The 19,006-nt window shown below is 56.1% G+C and carries 14 protein-coding genes and 2 tRNA genes; 8 read left to right on the forward strand and 8 right to left on the reverse strand.

The features are described from left to right. Positions 1-56 precede the first annotated feature (56 nt). Positions 57-3,323: a carbamoyl-phosphate synthase large subunit gene (carB, locus tag WC612_00280; GenBank protein ID MFA6279217.1), complete on the reverse strand. Its 3,267-nt coding sequence runs from the start codon at positions 3,321-3,323 to the stop codon at positions 57-59. Continuing rightward, the gene (gene carA / locus WC612_00285) at positions 3,316-4,494 is read right to left on the reverse strand and encodes a glutamine-hydrolyzing carbamoyl-phosphate synthase small subunit (protein ID MFA6279218.1); all 1,179 of its coding nucleotides are present in this window, start codon (positions 4,492-4,494) and stop codon (positions 3,316-3,318) included. The genes carB and carA overlap by 8 nt, the downstream gene beginning before the upstream one ends. A gap of 102 nt (positions 4,495-4,596) precedes the next feature. Here carA and WC612_00290 point away from each other — a divergent pair, with 102 nt between their 5' ends. After that, on the forward strand, positions 4,597-5,055 hold the full coding sequence (locus WC612_00290; protein MFA6279219.1) for a GatB/YqeY domain-containing protein: 459 nt from the start codon (positions 4,597-4,599) through the stop codon (positions 5,053-5,055). A 292-nt stretch (positions 5,056-5,347) separates the two neighbouring features. Here WC612_00290 and WC612_00295 read toward each other — a convergent pair whose 3' ends face one another. Both WC612_00295 and WC612_00300 read right to left on the reverse strand, forming a co-directional pair. Continuing rightward, positions 5,348-5,851: a ferritin-like domain-containing protein gene (locus WC612_00295; protein MFA6279220.1), complete on the reverse strand. Its 504-nt coding sequence runs from the start codon at positions 5,849-5,851 to the stop codon at positions 5,348-5,350. Positions 5,852-5,971: 120 nt separating this feature from the next. Further along, positions 5,972-6,610 (reverse strand): hypothetical protein, encoded by a 639-nt coding sequence (locus tag WC612_00300; protein MFA6279221.1) that lies wholly within the window; start codon positions 6,608-6,610, stop codon positions 5,972-5,974. Between the two features lie 100 nt (positions 6,611-6,710). Between WC612_00300 and dnaG the strand changes: the two genes are divergently transcribed. Then, positions 6,711-8,639 carry a DNA primase gene (dnaG, locus tag WC612_00305; GenBank protein MFA6279222.1) on the forward strand — a complete coding sequence of 643 codons (1,929 nt, stop codon included), beginning with the start codon at positions 6,711-6,713 and terminating at the stop codon, positions 8,637-8,639. Positions 8,640-8,677: 38 nt separating this feature from the next. Further along, entirely contained in the window at positions 8,678-11,122 is a 2,445-nt protein-coding gene (rpoD, locus tag WC612_00310; protein ID MFA6279223.1) for an RNA polymerase sigma factor RpoD, read from the forward strand. A 178-nt stretch (positions 11,123-11,300) separates the two neighbouring features. Here rpoD and ubiE read toward each other — a convergent pair whose 3' ends face one another. Further along, positions 11,301-12,065 (reverse strand): bifunctional demethylmenaquinone methyltransferase/2-methoxy-6-polyprenyl-1,4-benzoquinol methylase UbiE, encoded by a 765-nt coding sequence (gene ubiE, locus WC612_00315; protein ID MFA6279224.1) that lies wholly within the window; start codon positions 12,063-12,065, stop codon positions 11,301-11,303. Then, positions 12,062-13,267, reverse strand: a complete 1,206-nt coding sequence (locus WC612_00320) for a glycosyltransferase (GenBank protein MFA6279225.1) — start codon at positions 13,265-13,267, stop codon at positions 12,062-12,064. Before WC612_00320 ends, ubiE begins: the two co-directional genes overlap by 4 nt. A 54-nt stretch (positions 13,268-13,321) precedes the next feature. Here WC612_00320 and WC612_00325 point away from each other — a divergent pair, with 54 nt between their 5' ends. Both WC612_00325 and WC612_00330 read left to right on the forward strand, forming a co-directional pair. Further along, positions 13,322-14,107 (forward strand): alpha/beta hydrolase, encoded by a 786-nt coding sequence (locus WC612_00325; protein MFA6279226.1) that lies wholly within the window; start codon positions 13,322-13,324, stop codon positions 14,105-14,107. A 107-nt stretch (positions 14,108-14,214) separates the two neighbouring features. After that, a tRNA-Glu gene (locus WC612_00330) sits at positions 14,215-14,290 on the forward strand. 321 nt (positions 14,291-14,611) lie between these two features. Here the strand turns inward: WC612_00330 and WC612_00335 are convergent. After that, positions 14,612-14,703, reverse strand: a tRNA-Ser gene (locus WC612_00335). Positions 14,704-15,005: 302 nt separating this feature from the next. Between WC612_00335 and WC612_00340 the strand changes: the two genes are divergently transcribed. The 3 genes from WC612_00340 to tgt are packed head-to-tail and all read left to right on the forward strand — an operon-like array spanning position 15,006 to position 17,857. Next, positions 15,006-15,587 carry a glycine zipper 2TM domain-containing protein gene (locus tag WC612_00340; protein ID MFA6279227.1) on the forward strand — a complete coding sequence of 194 codons (582 nt, stop codon included), beginning with the start codon at positions 15,006-15,008 and terminating at the stop codon, positions 15,585-15,587. Between the two features lie 15 nt (positions 15,588-15,602). After that, positions 15,603-16,730 carry a tRNA preQ1(34) S-adenosylmethionine ribosyltransferase-isomerase QueA gene (queA, locus tag WC612_00345; GenBank protein MFA6279228.1) on the forward strand — a complete coding sequence of 376 codons (1,128 nt, stop codon included), beginning with the start codon at positions 15,603-15,605 and terminating at the stop codon, positions 16,728-16,730. After that, positions 16,727-17,857, forward strand: a complete 1,131-nt coding sequence (gene tgt / locus WC612_00350; GenBank protein ID MFA6279229.1) for a tRNA guanosine(34) transglycosylase Tgt — start codon at positions 16,727-16,729, stop codon at positions 17,855-17,857. Before queA ends, tgt begins: the two co-directional genes overlap by 4 nt. Positions 17,858-18,296: 439 nt before the next feature. On the opposite strand, the gene WC612_00355 is transcribed toward tgt, so the two are convergent. Then, the gene (locus tag WC612_00355) at positions 18,297-19,004 is read right to left on the reverse strand and encodes an ATP12 family protein (GenBank protein ID MFA6279230.1); all 708 of its coding nucleotides are present in this window, start codon (positions 19,002-19,004) and stop codon (positions 18,297-18,299) included. Positions 19,005-19,006 lie beyond the last annotated feature (2 nt).

A 19,006-nucleotide genomic window follows, 5' to 3' on the forward strand; every position in this document is an offset into this window, starting at 1 on the left:
CGCCACCCCCTCTTGTCGCCTATTCGACGACAGAGAAGACGCGTTTTTCCGAATCGTTAACGATTTGCTTCCTGAAGATACGACTGAAGCGATTCAACTTCAAGGGAGTCGGCGCGAAGCGCCGCAATGGCCTCCACCGCCGCTTTCGCCCCCGCCATCGTCGTATAATGCGGGATTCCCTGCATCAAAGCGGTGCGCCTAAGGCTAAAGCTGTCCTCCAGCGTCTGGGCCCCTTCCGCTGTCGTATTGATCATCAGCTGAACCTCGCCGTTAATCATGGCGTCCACGACATGGGGCTGGCCTTCATAGACCTTATTGATCCGCGTCACGGCAACATCCGCCGCCGCCAGCGTCTTGGCCGTGCCACCTGTTGCGATCAGCGAAAAGCCCATCGAGGAAAGCCGCCGCGCAAGGCCTATCGTCGTCGCCTTGTCCTGATCCTTGACCGAGATAAAGCACACGCCGCTTTTCGGAAGCTTAAGACCCGCGCCCAGCTGCGCCTTGGCATAGGCATGGGCAAAATCACGATCAAGCCCCATCACCTCACCCGTCGATTTCATCTCTGGCCCCAAGACGATGTCCACGCCCGCGAACCGCGCAAAAGGAAACACAGGCGTCTTGACCGCCATACGGTGCGGGGCGCGGAACTTAATCTTTTCGTTAGAGACAATAGCTGCAAGGCTCTCACCCGCCATCACGCGCGCAGCGATCTTGGCAATCGGCACGCCGATGGCCTTGGCCACAAAAGGAACCGTGCGGCTAGCACGAGGATTGACCTCTAGGATAAACACCTCGTCGTCCCTGACCGCAAATTGCACGTTCATCAAGCCCACAACGCCAATGCCCCGCGCCAGCGCTTCCGCTTGGCGCGTGATCTCGGACACCGTTGCAAGCGAAAGGGAATAAGGCGGCAACGCGCAGGAGCTATCGCCCGAATGGATGCCCGCTTCCTCAATATGCTCCATAATGCCCGCAACAAAGACCGTGTCCTTATCGGCCACGACGTCGACGTCCACCTCAATCGCGTTTTGCAGATAGTGATCAATCAAAACAGGATTATTACCCGACACACGCACGGCCTGCCCGATATAGCGGCGCAAACCCTCGACGCCATAGACGATTTCCATCGCGCGACCACCCAGCACATAGGACGGGCGGATCACCACAGGATAGCCAACTTTTTCCGCCACAATCTCTGCCTCTTCCGCGCTGCGCGAAAGGCCGTTGGCGGGCTGCTTGAGCTTCAAGTCTTTCAGCAAAACTTGGAAACGCTCACGGTCCTCGGCAAGGTCAATAGCGTCAGGCGTCGTGCCAAGGATGGGAATCCCCTCCGCTTGCAGCGCATGGGCAAGGCGCAGCGGCGTCTGCCCGCCGAATTGCACCATCACGCCCAAAAGCGTGCCACGCGATTGCTCTACGCGCACAATCTCGATCACATCTTCCGCCGTGAGCGATTCAAAGTACAAACGATCCGACGTGTCATAATCGGTCGAAACGGTTTCAGGGTTGCAGTTGACCATGATGGCCTCAAGCCCCGCCGCGCGAAGCGCCATCACAGCGTGAACGCAGCAATAGTCAAACTCGATCCCCTGCCCGATGCGGTTAGGCCCCCCGCCAAGGATCATCACCTTCGTTTTGTCCGAAGGCCGCGCCTCGCAACTTGACTCATTATACGCGCTGGAAGGTTCGTACGTCGAATAAAGGTATGACGTGTCCGAGGCAAACTCGGCCGCGCAGGTATCAATGCGCTTGTACACCGGTGTAACGCCAAGGGCGCGACGCGCGGTGGCCATGTCGCCTTCCGTTTTGCCCGTCAGCTGCGCAAGACGCGTATCGCTAAAGCCCATGGCCTTCAGCTTCATCAAGCCGCGCTGATCGGTCGGCAAGCCGCCGCCCCGCACCTGCGCCTCGGCCTCGATAATCCCTTGAATCTGTCGCACAAACCACGGATCGTATTTGCAAATCGCGCAAATATCCTCCACATCCATCCCGTGACGCAGCGCCTGCGCAATCACAAGGAGGCGGTCAGGCGAAGGCTTGGCCAGCGCGGCATGGATCGCCGCCGCGCCGTCATTCTCGCCCTCAATCGCGATTTCGTTCAGGCCCGTCAGGCCCGTCTCTAGCCCGCGCAAGGCTTTTTGCAGCGACTCTTGGAAGGTGCGGCCAATCGCCATCACCTCGCCCACCGACTTCATCGCCGTGGTCAAAAGAGGCTCGGTTCCGGGAAACTTTTCAAACGTGAAGCGTGGGATCTTGGTGACAACATAATCAATCGTCGGCTCAAACGCCGCCGGAGTCACGCCCGTGATGTCGTTCATCAACTCGTCCAGCGTATAGCCCACGGCCAGCCGCGCCGCGACCTTAGCAATCGGGAAACCCGTCGCCTTACTGGCCAACGCCGATGAGCGGCTCACGCGCGGATTCATCTCAATCACCACAAGGCGACCATCGACGGGATTAAGCGCGAACTGCACGTTCGATCCACCCGTATCCACGCCAATCTCGCGCAGCACGGCAATCGAAGCGTTACGCATAACCTGATATTCTTTATCCGTGAGCGTCAGCGCAGGCGCAACGGTGATGCTGTCGCCCGTGTGAATGCCCATCGGATCGACGTTCTCAATGGAACAAATGATGATGCAGTTGTCCTTGGTATCGCGGACAACCTCCATCTCGTATTCTTTCCAACCAAGGACGGATTCCTCCACCAGCACTTCACCAACAGGGCTGGCGTCAAGGCCGCTGGCCACAATCTCGTTGAACTCGGTGCGATTATAGGCAATGCCACCGCCCGTTCCGGCGAGCGTAAAGCTGGGGCGAATGATCGCGGGCAGCCCGATTTCCGCCAAAGCCGCAAGCCCTTCATCCATCGTATGCACAATCTGGCTTTTGGGACTGGTCAGGCCAATCTTGTCCATCGCGTTGCGAAAGAGCAAACGATCTTCGGCCTTCTCAATCGCCTCGCGTTTCGCGCCAATCAGCTCAATGCCCAATCGCTCTAACGTGCCATCCTTGGCGAGCGCCATCGCGGTGTTAAGCGCGGTCTGCCCGCCCATGGTGGGCAGGATCGCATCGGGACGCTCTTTTTCCAAAACCTTGGTGACCATCTCTGGCGTAATCGGCTCAATATACGTTGCATCCGCCACGTCGGGATCGGTCATGATCGTCGCGGGGTTCGAGTTGATCAGGATGATGCGGTAGCCTTCGCTGCGCAGCGCCTTGCACGCTTGCACGCCGGAATAATCAAACTCGCACGCTTGGCCAATAACAATCGGGCCAGCGCCAATGATGCAAATGGATTTAAGGTCGGTACGTTTAGGCATTCTTCATCATCTCCACAAATCTCTCAAACAAGTAATGACTATCATGCGGACCCGGAGACGCTTCGGGATGGTATTGAACGGAAAACGCTGGCTTGTCTTTCAAACGCAATCCTTCATTGCTGCCGTCAAATAAACTCACATGCGTGACTTCGGCATTGGCGGGGAGCGTTTCGGGAATCACCATGAAGCCGTGGTTTTGGCTGGTGATCTCAACCTTACCTGTCTGCAAATCCTTGACCGGATGGTTCGCGCCGCGATGACCGCGTGGCATCTTGGTCGTGCGTCCGCCAAGAGCCAGCCCCAGCATTTGGTGGCCAAGGCAAATGCCAAAAAGCGGTATGCCCGCCGCCAAAACGTCGCGGATCACGGGAACCGCATAAACGCCTGTCGCCGCTGGATCGCCCGGCCCGTTAGAGAGAAACACGCCATCGGGATTCAGCGCCGCAATGGCCTCAAAAGAGGTTTGCGCTGGAACCACCGTCACGCGGCAGCCCGCACTGACAAGGCAGCGCAAAATGTTCTGCTTCGCACCATAGTCGATGGCGACAACGTGAAGAGAGGGGGCCGTTTCTTCCTGACCCCATATTCCACTTTCCCATTCATGGCTCTGCGAACACGTCACCTCTAACGCCAGATCCATCCCGTCTAACCCCGCCCACGAGGCAGCTTCTTTCTTCAACGCATCCAGATCAAACACGCCGTCCGGCGCATGGCAAATAACGCCATTGGGCGCGCCGCCATCACGGATGCGGACGGTCAGAGCGCGGGTATCGATGCCAGAAATGCCAATGAGATTGTTTTTCTTCAGCCATGCGTCAAAAGGCTCATGCGAGCGCCAATTCGAAGGCTCGGTCACATCCGTGCGCACGATAAGACCCCGCGCCGCCACGCGGCCCGCCTCAACGTCCTCATTATTCGTGCCAACGTTGCCGATATGGGGAAAGGTAAAGGTGATAATCTGCCCCGCATAGCTGGGATCGGTCAGGATTTCCTGATACCCTGTCATGGAGGTGTTAAAGCACACCTCGCCCACCGCTTTGCCACTCGCGCCAAAGCCAGAGCCAAAAAAAACCGTCCCATCGGAAAGAACGAGGACGGCGGACGGGAAAACTTCTTTTGAATCACGCGGGGGCGTGCTATTTTGGTGCTGCAAGGGCAACGGCGTGGTCATAAGACTCCAACTTTTTATGGGGTTTAGGTCAAACGATCAGACCGTAAGCCACCCCCCGCCCTTTTGCAAGGGTGAAGTGAAAGAATTTCGAAAGGAAAGACCATGCTGCGCGAAGAACTGACAGAAGCCATGAAAACCGCCATGCGGGCCAAGGATGACAAGGCGCTGGGGACCATTCGCATGGTGCTGGCCAAACTGAAAGACCTCGATATTGCGGCGCGGCCTTCGGGCAATACCACGGGAATCACCGATGACCAGATCCTGTCCATGATGCAAGGCATGATCAAGCAACGCCGCGAATCGATCACCCTTTACCAAAAAGGGGGTCGCCAAGACCTTGTTGATCAAGAATCGGCTGAAATCACCGTCATCGAGAAATTCTTGCCGCAGCAAATGGACGAAGCAGCCACTAAGGACGCTGTGGCTAAGGCCATCGCCGCCGTCGGCGCAACGTCCATCAAGGATATGGGCAAAGTGATGGGCGAGCTGAAGAAAACCTATACCGGCCAGATGGACTTCGCCGCAGCGGGCGTCGTTGTGAAGGGTTTACTGGGGGGCTAACGCCACTTTCACAAAGGTCGGCATTTTCTCCGACAACCCCACACAACCACAACGTCATCCCAAGACATTTTCTCTTCGCGCTTCTTTGCGCGAAAGAAAATGGGCGTGGGATCCAGTCGCTCTGTCCGCCCTCACTACCGTTTGTTCATCGCTTTCTGATAGTTACACTGGATCCCAGATCAACTTTCTTTCGTGCAAGGGGCACGAAGAGAAAGTTTTCTGGGATGACGGGAGGGAGACATGCAGGATAACGGTAAAAGAGGTCACTCTAGCCAGAAATGGCTCCAACGCCCTACTTCGCGCCGCGCTGAACCATCAAATCCAGATCCTCGCGAAGGCTTTGCAGGTCTTCCTCATGCTCAATCTCTTGCTCAAGGATCGTGAGGGCCAGATTGTACGTGACCATATCGACGTCTTTTGTCGCCTCCATCAGCCCCTTATAGGCGGAAATGGCGCACTGCTCGCCCGCGATGTTTTGATCCAGCAACACGGCGACATAGGGATCGGCGGGCGCGTCATAGGCGCAGGGACTTTCCTTCGCCCAGCCTTCGGGAGTCAGCACAGGCGTGCCGCCAAGCTGAATGATACGACCCGCCAAAAGCGTCGCGTGGGTGAGCTCTTCGGTGGCATGAAGGGTCAGCTCAGCCGCGACTTCGCCCTTCATGGGTCCTTTGATAAGCTTCGCGCCCAGCCAATACTGGTAATAGGCCAGCCACTCGCTGGCATAAGCCTTATTAAGAAGGGTGAGGATATGATCGACGTTTTGCCCAACGATCTCGCGTCCGCGTGTGCCCATGGCTGTCTTCCTTTCCTGCGGGTAACCCAAGGTCTTTGAAAAAAGACCCTGAGCGCAGGGGCAGTCTAGGCCTAAAGCCGAACAAAGCCAAGCGACCCGCCCAAGGGGGTATTTCTAGGCTTACGAAAGGGAGGGATTTCTCATCTTCACTCGCAAAGGCCGGCTACACATCCGCAACGCTTCAATCAAAACAGAATGTTCCTTAGACTCGGGCAAGTTCTTCAATGCGCTGCAATTAGTCTTTAGCTCTTCATAACTTCTTTGTGTGTCATCTTTTGTCATCAGAAGACTATGAGCAAGCCTTTTGATTTCACCAAGGCGCGTGGCTTCGGCAAGACGCTTGATAGAATCAGAGGAGACATCGACACGAAGATTAATGCATGGATAATGCCCTTCCTTGTTCACAAAGTTGCCACCTTGAAGCAACTCCATGGTCACAGAGGATTGCCCACTCTTCAAAAAGGCTGTTAGCATGAAAAAACCCGTACGCAAAAGGGACTCCCACAATTCGCTGAAGGCAACACAAAGGGTATTGTGATCCTCCTCACCAAGCGGATCTTTCCTATAGCTATTTACAGTAAAACCTAAAAAGTTGATATCCTCATAAAGCACGCTTGTCACAAAATCACGAGCGCTTTTATCCTTAGGAAAAAAACGTGGGGGAAGAGCAAGATGCGCACCGACACACTCACCAAAAAGGGCTTTGATTTGATCATCAAGTTCCCTCTCTTCCAGTCTTCTTTCGTCTGCATTCCCCATTTTCAAGCTCCCGTTAAGAATTTTACATGAAACAATTGGCTGCCGCCTATAAACAGGGTAGAACCTTTCTTCAATTCAAAGCAAGAAAGACTCATGGTTAATGGCGACTTTTCTTCCCACTTTTTTGGACGAGCTGCGTGAGCGCCTGACGCTGTCGGACATTATCGGCAAACGGATGCGCCTGATCCGCTCGGGGCGAGAGTTCAAGGGCTGCTGTCCCTTTCACAAAGAAAAGACGCCCAGCTTTTACGTCAACGACGACAAAAAGTTTTTCCACTGCTTTGGTTGCGGCGCGCATGGCGATGTCATCGGCTTTACCATGCGCCATGACGGGCAAAGCTTTCCCGAAGCCGTCGAGACTCTCGCGGCGCAAGCGGGCCTGTCCGTTCCCCAAGACACCCCCATGGAACGCGAACGCTTTGACAAGGAAAAAAGCCTTCATCATCTTCTGGAGCGCGCCACCGTTTTCTTTGAAGAACAGCTGCGGCAGCCTACAGGTCGCGAAGCCCGCGCCTATCTTTTGGGACGCGGCCTGCAAGACGAAGCGCAGCGCCGCTTCCGCCTTGGCTATGCGCCTTCGGATGCGGGGGCGCTTATCCGCCAACTTCAAGGCGAAGGCTTTGGCCTGCCCGACATGCTGGCCGTGGGCCTCATCAAAAAAGCCGAGGATCGCCCCGATCATTACAGCTTCTTCCGTAATCGTGTGATGTTCCCCGTCGCCGACAGGCGCGGGCGAACCGTCGCGTTCGGGGCGCGCATCATGGGCGAAGGCGAACCCAAATACCTGAACTCTCCCGATCATACCCTCTTTCACAAAGGCCAGCTTCTCTACGGTCTGTCCCGCGCCCGCGCCGCCATCGCGCAAGGCCAACCGCTAATCGTCGTCGAAGGCTATATGGATGTGATCGCGTTGGTGGAGGCGGGCTATATCGGCGCGGTCGCCCCCCTTGGCACAGCGCTCACCGAAGACCAACTGGCTTTGTTATGGAAGATGCTGCCTTCCCTTGAGGCGCGGGAGCCAACACGCGATTACAGCCCCATCCTCTGTTTCGATGGCGATAACGCGGGCCTTCGCGCCGCCACACGCGGCGCTGACCGCGCCCTGCCCCTTCTCACCGCCGCGCAGACGGCCCGCGTCGCCTATCTCCCCGCCGGTGAAGATCCAGACAGCCTTTTGCGAAGCGCAGGCCGCAGCGCGATGCAGGCCGTGTTGGATCAAGCCAAGCCGATGGTCGATGTGCTTTGGGATATGGCGCTCACGGGTCGTCGTTTGCAAACGCCTGAAGATCGCGCCGTCGCCGCGCGGGCGCTGCGTCAAAAGATTGCAGTGATTCGCGACGAGGGTCTTAGGCAACTTTATCAGGACGATATTGGAAAAAGGCTCGCAACGTTGTTCCAATGGGAGCCAAAAGGCTCTCAAAACATGCAAAAAAGGGGCGAAAAAACGCGCAAAACAGGCGCCTTTCCGACACGTTTTGCGCCCTCTGCGCCCCTGCCGCACCGCATGCAGCCTACAGGATCGCTAAAACTACGGGAAAAAGTGCTTTTGGCCATCATGGTTAATCATCCTGCCCTTTTTCATGAATTTGGCGATGAATTAGCCCATATCGGCTTTACCAGTCCGCCGATGGAGGCTCTTCGGCAACAAATCGTTACCCTTTTCTCACAGGATTCGCAGGAACCTCTTGACGCGGCGGCACTTTATCGCCATTTGTCCTTGGGGGATGCCGCAGAAGGCGCGCCTAAAGGTCTGGCTGAGGTTCTTTCAGAGGCCACCTTTATGCATGCCGGTTTTGCCAGACCGGATCGCCCGATAGAACAAGCGCGACAGGGGTGGAAATCTATCTGGAATAAATATTTGCAAGAACAACTTCAAACCGATCTTCAAGCAGCGGGTCGCCTTTGGCACGAGGAGCCTTCGGACGCCAATCTTGCGCGTCTTATGTCTCTTCGCGAACAGATGGAAACCTTGGCTCGCGAATCAGATGAACAAATGACCTATGACAGCAACCAAGACTCCCTTCTATAATTTAGAGTCGTAAGACAAGCGTAATGAGAGAGAAAAACATGGCCGTCAAAAAACCTTTGAAACCCGCAAGCAAGTCAAGCCCCAAAACCAAAACGACCAAGACGGCAGCGCCCAAGCAGGTCAAGAAAACGGCTGCGCCGAAAAAGGTGACCAAGCCCGCCGCTAAGCCTGCGGCGAAACCGGCCCCTAAAACCAAGGCCAAGGTCGTGGCTAAAACAGCCCCCAAGACGGTAAGCAAGAGCGCGGTTAAAGCAGCGCCAAAAGCCGCTGCAAAAAAAACCGTAAATACTGCTGCCCCCAAGGCCGCGCCCAAGACAAAAATCAAGGAAGCCCCTAAACCCAAAACAACAGTCATCAAGGAAAAAGCGCAGCCTGTGCCCGCCGCAGCCGTTTCCATGGAAGCGACTATGCCGCCCACCAAAGCCAACACGAACAAGGCCGCTTTGCTGTCCATACCGACAGAAGATTCGCCCCCTGACGACGATCACAGCGAAGCCCCCCTTATCGAAACGGGCCCCGATGCCGTCAAGCGGATGATCAAGCGCGGCAAGGAACGCGGTTATGTCACCGTGGACGAAATCAACGCCGTGTTGCCGCAAGATAAAATCAATTCGGACTTTATCGAAGACACGATGGCGATGCTTTCAGAAATGGGCATCAACGTCGTCGAAAACGAAGATGATGAGCCCGCTACAAAAAGCGAAGGCGAAGATGGCGAAGGCGAGACCAAGGGCAATGTTTCTTCGGAAGCGGGCCGCACCGACGATCCCGTTCGCCTGTACTTGCGCGAAATGGGCACGGTCGAGCTTTTAAGCCGCGAAGGCGAAATCGCGATTGCCAAGCGCATCGAGGCGGGCCGCGAGATGATGATCGGCGGCGTTTGTGAATCGCCACTGACCATTCAGGCTATCTTAGGATGGCTGGACGCGCTGAACGAAAGCAAGATGCTGCTGCGCGACATTATCGATCTGGAAGCGACCTATGGCGGTGGCCCCAATAACGAGGCCGACCTTTTAGAAGAAGGCGCCAGCGCTGAAGCGGAAGCAGAAAGCGACGAAGAAGAGAAGCCGGAAGGCGAAGGCGACTTTGAGAACGAAGGCGATGAAGAAAACCTTTCGCTTTCCATGCTTGAAGAAAAGCTTAAGCCACAGGTCATGGAAACCTTTGACAAGATTTCCAGCACCTACAGCAAGCTTTTCCGTCTGCAAACGCAGCGTCATGCCGCCGTGCAAAAAGGCGAAACTCTTTCCCCCGCGCAAACGAAAAAGCTGGACGCCGCCAAGGAAGAAATCGTTGATCTGGTTCGCACCGTTCGTTTGAACAACCACCGCCTTGAGCAGCTGGTGCAACAGCTCTATACGCTCAACCGCCGCCTTTTGGGCATTGAGGGGCGCATTCTGCGCCTTGCCGCCGACAGCGGCGTCAAACGCGAAGATTTTCTGGCGCGCTACGCCCATCACGAGCTAGACCGTCATTGGTTGGATGCCGTTTTCAACCCGCCCAAGGCCGCGCCCAAAAAGGCCGAAGCCAAGGTGGCGACCAAAGGCAAAAAAGACGTCAAAGAAATCAAGGCCACGGAACCCGCCCCCAAGCCCGTTCCCGCCAATGTCAAAGCATGGACCAAGTTTGTCGAGCTTCATGAAAATGAAGTCGAGCGCCTGCGCGCCGAAATCTCTTCAATCTGTGATGAGGCAGGCCTGCCTTTGGAAGACTTCAAACGCATCGTAATGACGGTGCAAAAAGGCGAGCGCGAATCCAACCGCGCGAAAAAAGAAATGGTCGAAGCGAACCTTCGCCTCGTGATTTCAATTGCCAAGAAATACACCAACCGCGGCCTTCAGTTCCTTGACCTGATTCAAGAAGGCAATATCGGCCTGATGAAGGCTGTCGAAAAGTTTGAATACCGTCGCGGCTATAAATTCTCGACCTATGCGACATGGTGGATTCGTCAGGCTATCACGCGCTCGATCGCCGATCAGGCGCGCACGATCCGCATTCCTGTTCATATGATCGAGACAATCAACAAGCTGGTTCGCACCAGCCGCCAGATGCTTCACGAAATTGGCCGTGAGCCAACACCCGAAGAGCTGTCCGAGAAACTGCATATGCCGCTTGAAAAAGTGCGCAAGGTTCTGAAGATTGCCAAAGAGCCAATCAGCCTTGAAACCCCCATCGGAGATGAGGAAGATTCGCATCTTGGCGATTTCATCGAGGACAAGAACGCCATTCAGCCTTTGGATGCCGCGATCCTTGGCAATTTGCGCGAGACAACCACGCGCGTTCTGGCCACGCTTACCGCCCGCGAGGAACGCGTCCTTCGCATGCGCTTTGGTATCGGCATGAACACCGATCACACACTGGAAGAAGTGGGGCAGCAGTTCAGCGTCACGCGCGAACGTATCCGCCAGATTGAGGCCAAGGCCTTGCGCAAGCTGAAGCACCCTTCCCGCTCGCGCAAGCTCCGCAGCTTCTTGGATACCTAAGAGGCCTTATACCAAACGGCGCAAGAAACGGCTCGTCGTGCAAGAAAACAAACGGGATTCCCGCTTTCGCGGGAATGACAGGTTTTGTGTTTAAGTTAACCCCTTCATCGTCATCCCCGCGAAAGCGGGGATCCAGTTTTCTTGTTTCTTTACGCGTCAGTTCATAAGCTCGTTGGCCTTACAGCTTCCAGCCTGAATGGATCACGGCGATGCCGCCCAACAGGGCGTGCCAACGCACTTGTTCAAAACCCGCTTGCTGCATCCGCGCTGCCAAAGCCTCTGGCGCGGGAAACTGGCGAATGCTTTCCGCCAAATACTGATAGGAAGCGCGGTCATCCGCGACCTTTTCCCCCAGCCATGGCAAAACAGAGAAACTGTAAAGCTCATAAAGTTTTTTCAGGGGTTTGATTGGCGTGGGAGAAAACTCCATGCAGAAAAAACGCCCACCTGGTTTTAAAATACGGAAAAATTCGGCCAGCGCATCATCGATGCGCGTGACGTTGCGAAGGCCAAAGGCGATGCTCACCAGATCGGCGCTGTTGGTTTGAAAAGGCAGCGCCTCGGCATTGCCCTCTATCCACTGAATCTCATCAAGCCAACCGTGATCGATGGCTTTATTGCGGCCTACGCGCAGCATAGCGGGGTTAATATCGCAAACCGTAATGTGCGCCTTCCCTGCCGTCGCTTTGGCGCACCGGATCGCAATATCGCCAGTGCCGCCCGCCACGTCCACGATGACTTCATCCGCCATGGGTCGCATCAGGGTTACCAAATGATCCTTCCACAAGCGATGAAGGCCGCCTGACATCAAATCATTCATCAAATCGTAATTTTCAGCCACCGAGGAAAACACAGCCTCAACCTTAGCCGTTTTCTCATCAGGCGATGTAGGCTTATACCCAAACCATGTCGCTTCGGGATTGGCCAAAGGGCGGCGCGTCATGCGGCCTCGGAAGGATGCGAAGAGGCGGACGCAACAATCATGGGCTGCGCGAGCATGGCGTCATAAAGTTCAAAAAGGGAATCGCGCCACGTTTCCATCGGGAAAAAGGTTTCCACAAAATCACGCGTGCGAAGCGCCAGATCAATGCGCCGCGCCGCGCTCATCGCCAGCGCCTCATGCAAGGCGGCCACAAGAGCCTCCTTATCATCGGGCGGAATAACCCATGCCGTTTCGCCCTTTTTCACAAACTCGGTATTCGCACCGCAATCGGTCACAATGACAGGGCGGCCAATCGCCTGCGCGGCCAAAAGCTCTGGCCCCTGCCCTCGCGCTACGGCGTTAGGCGCGACAATCAAGCTGGCCAGCCAACAGGCGGCAGGCCAATCCGTACACGCTTCGGGCATAATGACTTTGCCCTCAAGGCCACTGGCGATCACTTCCTTTTCCAAGGCCGCCCGCGTGCCCGCTGTCTTATCCTCGCCAATCAGCACGACGTAAAGATCAGAACCTTTAAGCGCGGTGAGCGCTTCCAAAAGAGTCTTATGTCCATAGCCTGCGGCGAAAGGCGTGGCCATGACGATCACTGTCGCCTGCTCTGGCAACCGCCAAAGCTTGTAGAGGTTGTTAATGCGCTCTGGCGTCACGCGCACCGCATCAAACCACTGCAGGTCAACCCCCGGAGCGATATGATACATAAAAGCCGTATCAAGCTTAAAATCATCACGCAAATGCTGCGCCATAAAGGCGGAGGGCACACGAAAACGCGCACCCCGATTAGCCGCCAGTTGAAGCGCCTTTTTAAGACCCTTCGTGACAGGCGCGGTTTCCGTCAGATCAATCAAAAAGGGCAAATGCTTTTTCACAGCCAGCTTGCTGGCCAGCGCGGCAACCTCAAAGCCGTGAGCATGGATCAAGACGGGACGCTCGCGGTCAATCAGTTTTTCAAGCCGTCTGCGGTTCAAAAAACCACGACACACACTGCACGTTTCAAGAGGCAGCGCGGTATGACGCACGGCGGCACGCTCGGCCTCCAGCACCAAGGAACCACCCGACGAAGCAACCAAGGGCCGCCACCCCGCGCGATGCGTTTGAATGGCCAGATCGACGACTTCACGCGCCTGCGCGCCGACCTCTAAATCACGGGTCAGGTGGAGAACGGATGTGCGCGGAATCGCGGCAGGCTTGAGGCTTTGTTTATACATGGCTATAGTGATAACAGACTTCTACAGGTCAAAGAAAGACGATTAGGGAATCATATGAATCACGCCCCCCAGAGGCTCACCTTACCGGATCGACAGCTTGCCTATCAACAACGCATTGCGACCTCCGAAAACCGCCACAGGGCTGGCCTTTTCTTTATGGGAGGGTTCGCGTCCGATATGACGGGCACAAAAGCCGCCTTTCTGGACGAGCGCTGCAGCGCGGCGGGCCTTGCCTACACCCGCTTTGACTATCGCGGGCATGGAGCCTCATCAGGCCGGTTTGACGAAGGCTGCATAGGGGACTGGCTGGACGACACGCTTAAGGTCTTCGATGCTCTGACCAGCGGCAAACAGGTGCTTATTGGATCCTCTATGGGGGGCTGGATCGGCCTTTTGCTAGCCAAGGCAAGGCCAGAGCGCGTAGCGGCCTTCGTCGGCGTGGCGGCTGCCCCCGACTTTACCGAAGACCTTATCCGCCCCACGATGTCGCCAGAGCAAACGGAAGCTATGGAGCGGGACGGGCTGTTTTATGAACAATCCGCGCCGCCAGAAGGTCAACCGGACGAACGACAGCCCATCACAAAACACCTTATGGAAGATGGGATTAACCAACTTGTCTTACGCAATGAATTAAGGATCGATGCGCCTGTGCGCCTGCTGCAAGGCCAAAGGGATGCCGATGTGCCGTGGCAAACGGCCCTTAGGCTTGCCGAGCATATCGAGCAGCCGGACGTGCGCGTGACCCTGATCAAGGACGGCGATCACCGCCTGTCGAGGGAGCAAGACCTAGAGCTGCTATGGCAGACTGTCATGTCCCTACGTGAAGGCCTCTTGGGATAAAAACGGAAAAACGCCAACAGGATCAAAAAGCAAGCCTAGACCATGCAAAGCCAAGATAATCCTTGCAGCCAAGGCTGCAACTGCGCTAGAACACGCCCCTACCGACTGTCCCCTTCGTCTAGAGGCCTAGGACGCTGCCCTCTCACGGCAATAACACGGGTTCGACTCCCGTAGGGGACGCCATTAAAAACAACCGCCTTTAGGCGGTTTTTTTATGGCATGCGCGTAGCGCGTTCGAGGCCGCAGGGTTCGACAAAACCGCGAAGGCGGTTTTGGACGCCGCAGGCGCGCAGCGACGAGGCGCCGCTTGACGGGCAAAAACACGAGGAACGAGCGTTTTTGATCACTCCCGTAGGGGACGCCAACTCTTTTAAATCAATATGTTAGATGCTCTTTTGCTGGTGTGCCATCAAAGTGGGACATCCGCATGTATAATCCGCACTATTTAACGCTATCGCGGCACAACGTCTTCTACTTCCGCTTTCCCTATGGGGGCTGTTTTAATGGCGGAGGGGATGAGATTCGAACTCACGATGCAGTTTGACCCGCATACCCGCTTTCCAGGCGAGCGCCTTCAACCACTCGACCACCCCTCCGCACTTTAACGTCTTCTTTTCGATCACAGCCTCGTGGTTGAAGCTGTTTTTTTGTTCGCCTACGCGACCTTATCTTTTTGCTCGCCTACGCTCGCGGGGCACTCGACCACCCCTCCGCACTTTAACCTTACTATTCCGCTGCGCAGGCGCCTTGTTTAACGGGTTTGGCTGGCAAAGGAAACCCTTTTTTCACGGCCTTTTATCCACTTCGCCGCATGATAGGCTTAACAGCACCCTTAACAACACCTTTAACCAACGAATTTGCCCTAGTTTCGCCATAGCTTTCTGGCATAATGCTGCCCATGAAAACGCCTTTCCTCATCTTCGCTGTAACCGCTTGGCTGGTGGGATTTTCCTTCCCCGCCTGCGCCAGCGACGACACCCTTTTAAGCACGGGCGTTGGCGCGGCCTTGGGCGGCTTTGTGGGCAGCCAGATTGGCAAAGGCGATGGCCAGTTGGCCGCCACAGGCGCGGGCGTTTTTCTGGGCGGTATGATGGGCAACAGCATTGGCCACTCAATGGATCGCGCTGGCGGCAGTTATGCGCGCAGCTATCCATCCTATAACACCTCGTATAATGTCAATGACGAACCCTATTCTTCTTATGCGCCCAACTATGTTGCGCCTTATGACTATCCCCTTACCACCCGCGCCGATGTGCGTGATTATGTTTATGTACGCCCCGGCTCGGTCGAGTATTACTCGCCGCGTCAAACCGTTTTGGTTGAAGGCGGCTATGTCGGCGTTGCGCCCCCGCTTCAGCAACAGCACCGCCATCGCCACTGCCGCGAGTTCACGCAAACCACACGCATTGAAGGCCGCGTTCACGAAAGCTATGGAACCGCTTGCCTGCGGCCTGATGGCTCGTGGCAAGTCGTACAGTAAAAGATTGCGTGCCTGATGATCCAAACAGCCCCTTCCCCTGACTGGCTTTTGGCCGATTTTGACTTTGACCTGCCAGAGGATCGCATCGCCGCGCAGCCCGCCAGCCCACGCGATTGCGCAAGGCTGTTGCACGTCAGGGGGGCAACACGCGGCGACCATCACATTTATGATCTGCCCGACCTTTTGCAAAGCGGCGACCTTTTGGTCATCAACGATACGCGCGTGATCCCCGCCCGTCTGTTCGGTCTGCGCGGCGATGTGAAGGTTGAGGTGCTGTTGAATAAAGAGATCAGAGACCAGAGTTCAGAGCTCAGAGAGCAACAAACCCCTCCTTCCCTGAACTCTGAACTCTATACTCTGAGCTCTGTTTGGTCAGCCCTCGCCCGTCCGGGCAAACGGCTGAAAATTGGCGATACGGTCGTTTTTGCGCCTGATTTTACGGGAGAGATCGTTGAAAAACGCGAAGGCGGCGAGATTCTTATCCGCTTTAATGTGCCGCGCGAGGCTTTGTTCGCCCTGCTCCACCAACATGGTCATATCCCCCTGCCCCCCTATATCAAGCGCCCGCAAGGTGACGCCCCCGAAGACCGTGAGCGCTACCAAACCGTGTATGCGCAGCGCGAGGGCGCGGTGGCCGCCCCCACCGCTGGCCTTCACTTCACGCCAGAGCTTTTTTCCAAGCTCGATGCCAAAGGCATCAAGCGCCAACACGTGACGCTCCATGTCGGCGCGGGAACGTTCCTGCCCGTCAAGACCGAGCGCGTAGCCGATCACGTCATGCACGCCGAGTGGGGAGAGATCACGCCAGCCGTCGCCGCCGCGATCAACGCGGCCAAGCATGAGGGGCGGCGGATTGTCTGCGTGGGAACAACCTCGCTTAGGCTTTTGGAAAGCGCGGCGGATGCAGGCGGGATGATCCAGCCCTTTTGCGGTGAAACCTCTATCTTTATCACGCCCGGCTATCGCTTTCGCGCCGTGGATGCGATGCTCACCAACTTTCATTTGCCAAAATCGACGCTTTTTATGCTTGTCAGCGCGCTGGCGGGATTGGATAACATGCGCGCGGCCTATGCCCACGCGATTGAAAACAACTATCGCTTTTACTCGTACGGCGATGCGTGCTTATTGGAAAAAAGCCTATGACAACCTTCTCTTTCGATCTTCAAAAAACCGATGGCGCGGCGCGGCGTGGACGCGTCACCACCGCGCATGGCTCCTTTGAAACGCCAACCTTTATGGCCACGGCCACCGCTGCGACCGTCAAGGCCATGACCACCAACCAAGTGCGGGCAACGGGCGCAGAGCTGGCAATATGCAACACCTATCACCTAATGCTGCGCCCCTCGGCAGAGCGCGTGGCGGCGCTGGGTGGCCTTCACAAATTTATGAATTGGACGGGCCCCATCGTCACCGACAGCGGCGGGTTTCAGGTCATGTCGCTGGCGGGGCTTCGCAAGCTGACCGAGGAGGGCGTGACCTTTCGCTCGCATGTGGATGGCAGCAAGCATGAGCTGACGCCTGAACGATCCATGGAGATTCAAAATCTTTTGGACAGCGACATTACGATGGCGCTGGATGAATGCACGCCGCATCCCGCAACACATGAAGTCGCCGCCGAGTCCATGCGCCGTTCCATGCGCTGGGCGCAGCGTTGCCGTGAGGCGTTTCAAAAGCGCGAGGGCTATGGCTTATTCGGCATCGTGCAAGGCAGCACCTACGAAGACCTTCGCGCCGAGTCCGTCAAGGCGCTGGCTGATATCGGCTTTGATGGCTTTGGCATCGGCGGCCTTGCCGTGGGCGAGGGGCAAGAGGAAATGTTCCGCGTTCTGGACTTCACGATGCCGTTGGTTCCAGCGGACAAGCCGCGCTATCTGATGGGCGTCGGCACGCCATCCGACATTGTGGGCAGCGTCATGCGCGGCATTGATATGTTCGATTGCGTCATGCCGACCCGCGCGGGGCGCACAGGGCGCGGGTATACCCATCGCGGTCAAATCAATATCAAGAATGCCCGCCATGCGGCGGATCCAAGACCCCTTGATGAGCGCTGCACCTGCCCCACCTGTCAAAACTATTCACGCGCTTATTTGCATCATTTGTTTCGTTGCGAGGAGATTTTGGGGCCGATGTTGCTGACGCAGCATAACCTTCATTATTATCAATCGTTGATGAAAGATTTGCGCGGCGCGATAGAACAAGGCGCGATGGCCGCCTTTGCGGCCACGTTCGCTGCCGATCAAGCGCTGGGCGATATTGCCTGCGCGGTATAAAATAATACCAACGGCCATAAAGACTGACTCTTGTGGAAAGCTTATTCCTTTAGCGTCATACCGGCGAAGGCCGGTATCCAGTCGCGCCGTGTCCACGGCGCATAAGAGTCTTATGCCGCGCAGACGCGCGGCGCTGGATCCCGCTTTTCAGCGGGATGACGAAAGGGGGGGTGTCCGTCCATGTGTCATTCATTATTGCCGTGGGCATTATTGGCCTCATAAGAAGCCACCAGACAAAATCGATTTAAACGGTCACAGAATGCGTTAATAATTTCGTTGGCTGGGTAGGTGGCCGAGGAGTCGCAATAACGCACCCACGCTCACCCTAAGCCCCGTGAGAGGCCATATAAAGGGACGTTTCACCCCAATTACCTGAAACACCCCTCAAACACCCTTTTAGCGTCGGATTTTAACCATATATCCCGCCTATGCCCAAAAATCAGTCCGCCAGCAACGCAAACCATTTTTCGCAAGCCGACAGGTCTTTTAGAATGGAAGCATGACGCGCCTCCGTCACAGGGTCACTGCCCCAACGGATAGCCTGATGCAGCGTATCTAAAACCGAGGCCGTAAAAACCTCATCAGCGTTTTTAAAGCCTTCAGCCAAAGCCAGCCCCAACAGCAAAGAACCGGAGGAATCCGTGGCGCTGCTAAGACCCGACAGGTGAAGGTCGTCCATCACTTCAAGAACCGCCGCAAGCGTAGGCGCTGTTTCAGGCTGTTGGGAAAGAGGCATCACGCCACACCCCGTCACGAACCGAACACCATAACGCGCCGCGCACCAATCCAAAACAGGCTGCCATAGTTGCCTTTGTTTTTCGGTCAACGCCTCAGGCTCCTCGGCGAAATGACAAAGCAGATCGCTGCCCACATAGGCCACCAACCCGCGTATAATTTTGGAGCGGTCTTTGCCCACCACATCAAACGCTGTGGCCGCCAGCTGGGTTAGCGGCATGGAGGTCGGGATAACTTTCTCGCCCTGCGCCCGCCATTCCTGCACCAACGCGCGTGCCAACTTTTGCGTCGGAACAATATAAGGCTTGCCCGCAGGCGTCATCAAAAAGCGGCCATCGCGATGAAGCGCGAACGCGCCCTCATGCTCCGCCACCTCATAAACGGGAACAATTTTTGTTTTATGTTTCGTCACGA

The organism is Bdellovibrionales bacterium (assembly GCA_041662785.1).
Taxonomy (GTDB): Bacteria; Pseudomonadota; Alphaproteobacteria; order UBA9219; family UBA9219; genus UBA8914.

Coding starts and splice junctions, on each gene's coding strand:
- WC612_00340 (MFA6279227.1), top strand. CDS start 15,006: ATGAAAACGCCTTTCCTCATCTTCGCTGTAACCGCTTGGCTGGTGGGA.
- WC612_00320 (MFA6279225.1), bottom strand. CDS start 13,267: ATGTATAAACAAAGCCTCAAGCCTGCCGCGATTCCGCGCACATCCGTT.
- WC612_00290 (MFA6279219.1), top strand. CDS start 4,597: ATGCTGCGCGAAGAACTGACAGAAGCCATGAAAACCGCCATGCGGGCC.
- carB (MFA6279217.1), bottom strand. CDS start 3,323: ATGCCTAAACGTACCGACCTTAAATCCATTTGCATCATTGGCGCTGGC.
- carA (MFA6279218.1), bottom strand. CDS start 4,494: ATGACCACGCCGTTGCCCTTGCAGCACCAAAATAGCACGCCCCCGCGT.
- WC612_00295 (MFA6279220.1), bottom strand. CDS start 5,851: ATGGGCACACGCGGACGCGAGATCGTTGGGCAAAACGTCGATCATATC.
- rpoD (MFA6279223.1), top strand. CDS start 8,678: ATGGCCGTCAAAAAACCTTTGAAACCCGCAAGCAAGTCAAGCCCCAAA.
- tgt (MFA6279229.1), top strand. CDS start 16,727: ATGACAACCTTCTCTTTCGATCTTCAAAAAACCGATGGCGCGGCGCGG.
- ubiE (MFA6279224.1), bottom strand. CDS start 12,065: ATGACGCGCCGCCCTTTGGCCAATCCCGAAGCGACATGGTTTGGGTAT.
- WC612_00325 (MFA6279226.1), top strand. CDS start 13,322: ATGAATCACGCCCCCCAGAGGCTCACCTTACCGGATCGACAGCTTGCC.
- WC612_00300 (MFA6279221.1), bottom strand. CDS start 6,610: ATGGGGAATGCAGACGAAAGAAGACTGGAAGAGAGGGAACTTGATGAT.
- dnaG (MFA6279222.1), top strand. CDS start 6,711: ATGGCGACTTTTCTTCCCACTTTTTTGGACGAGCTGCGTGAGCGCCTG.
- queA (MFA6279228.1), top strand. CDS start 15,603: ATGATCCAAACAGCCCCTTCCCCTGACTGGCTTTTGGCCGATTTTGAC.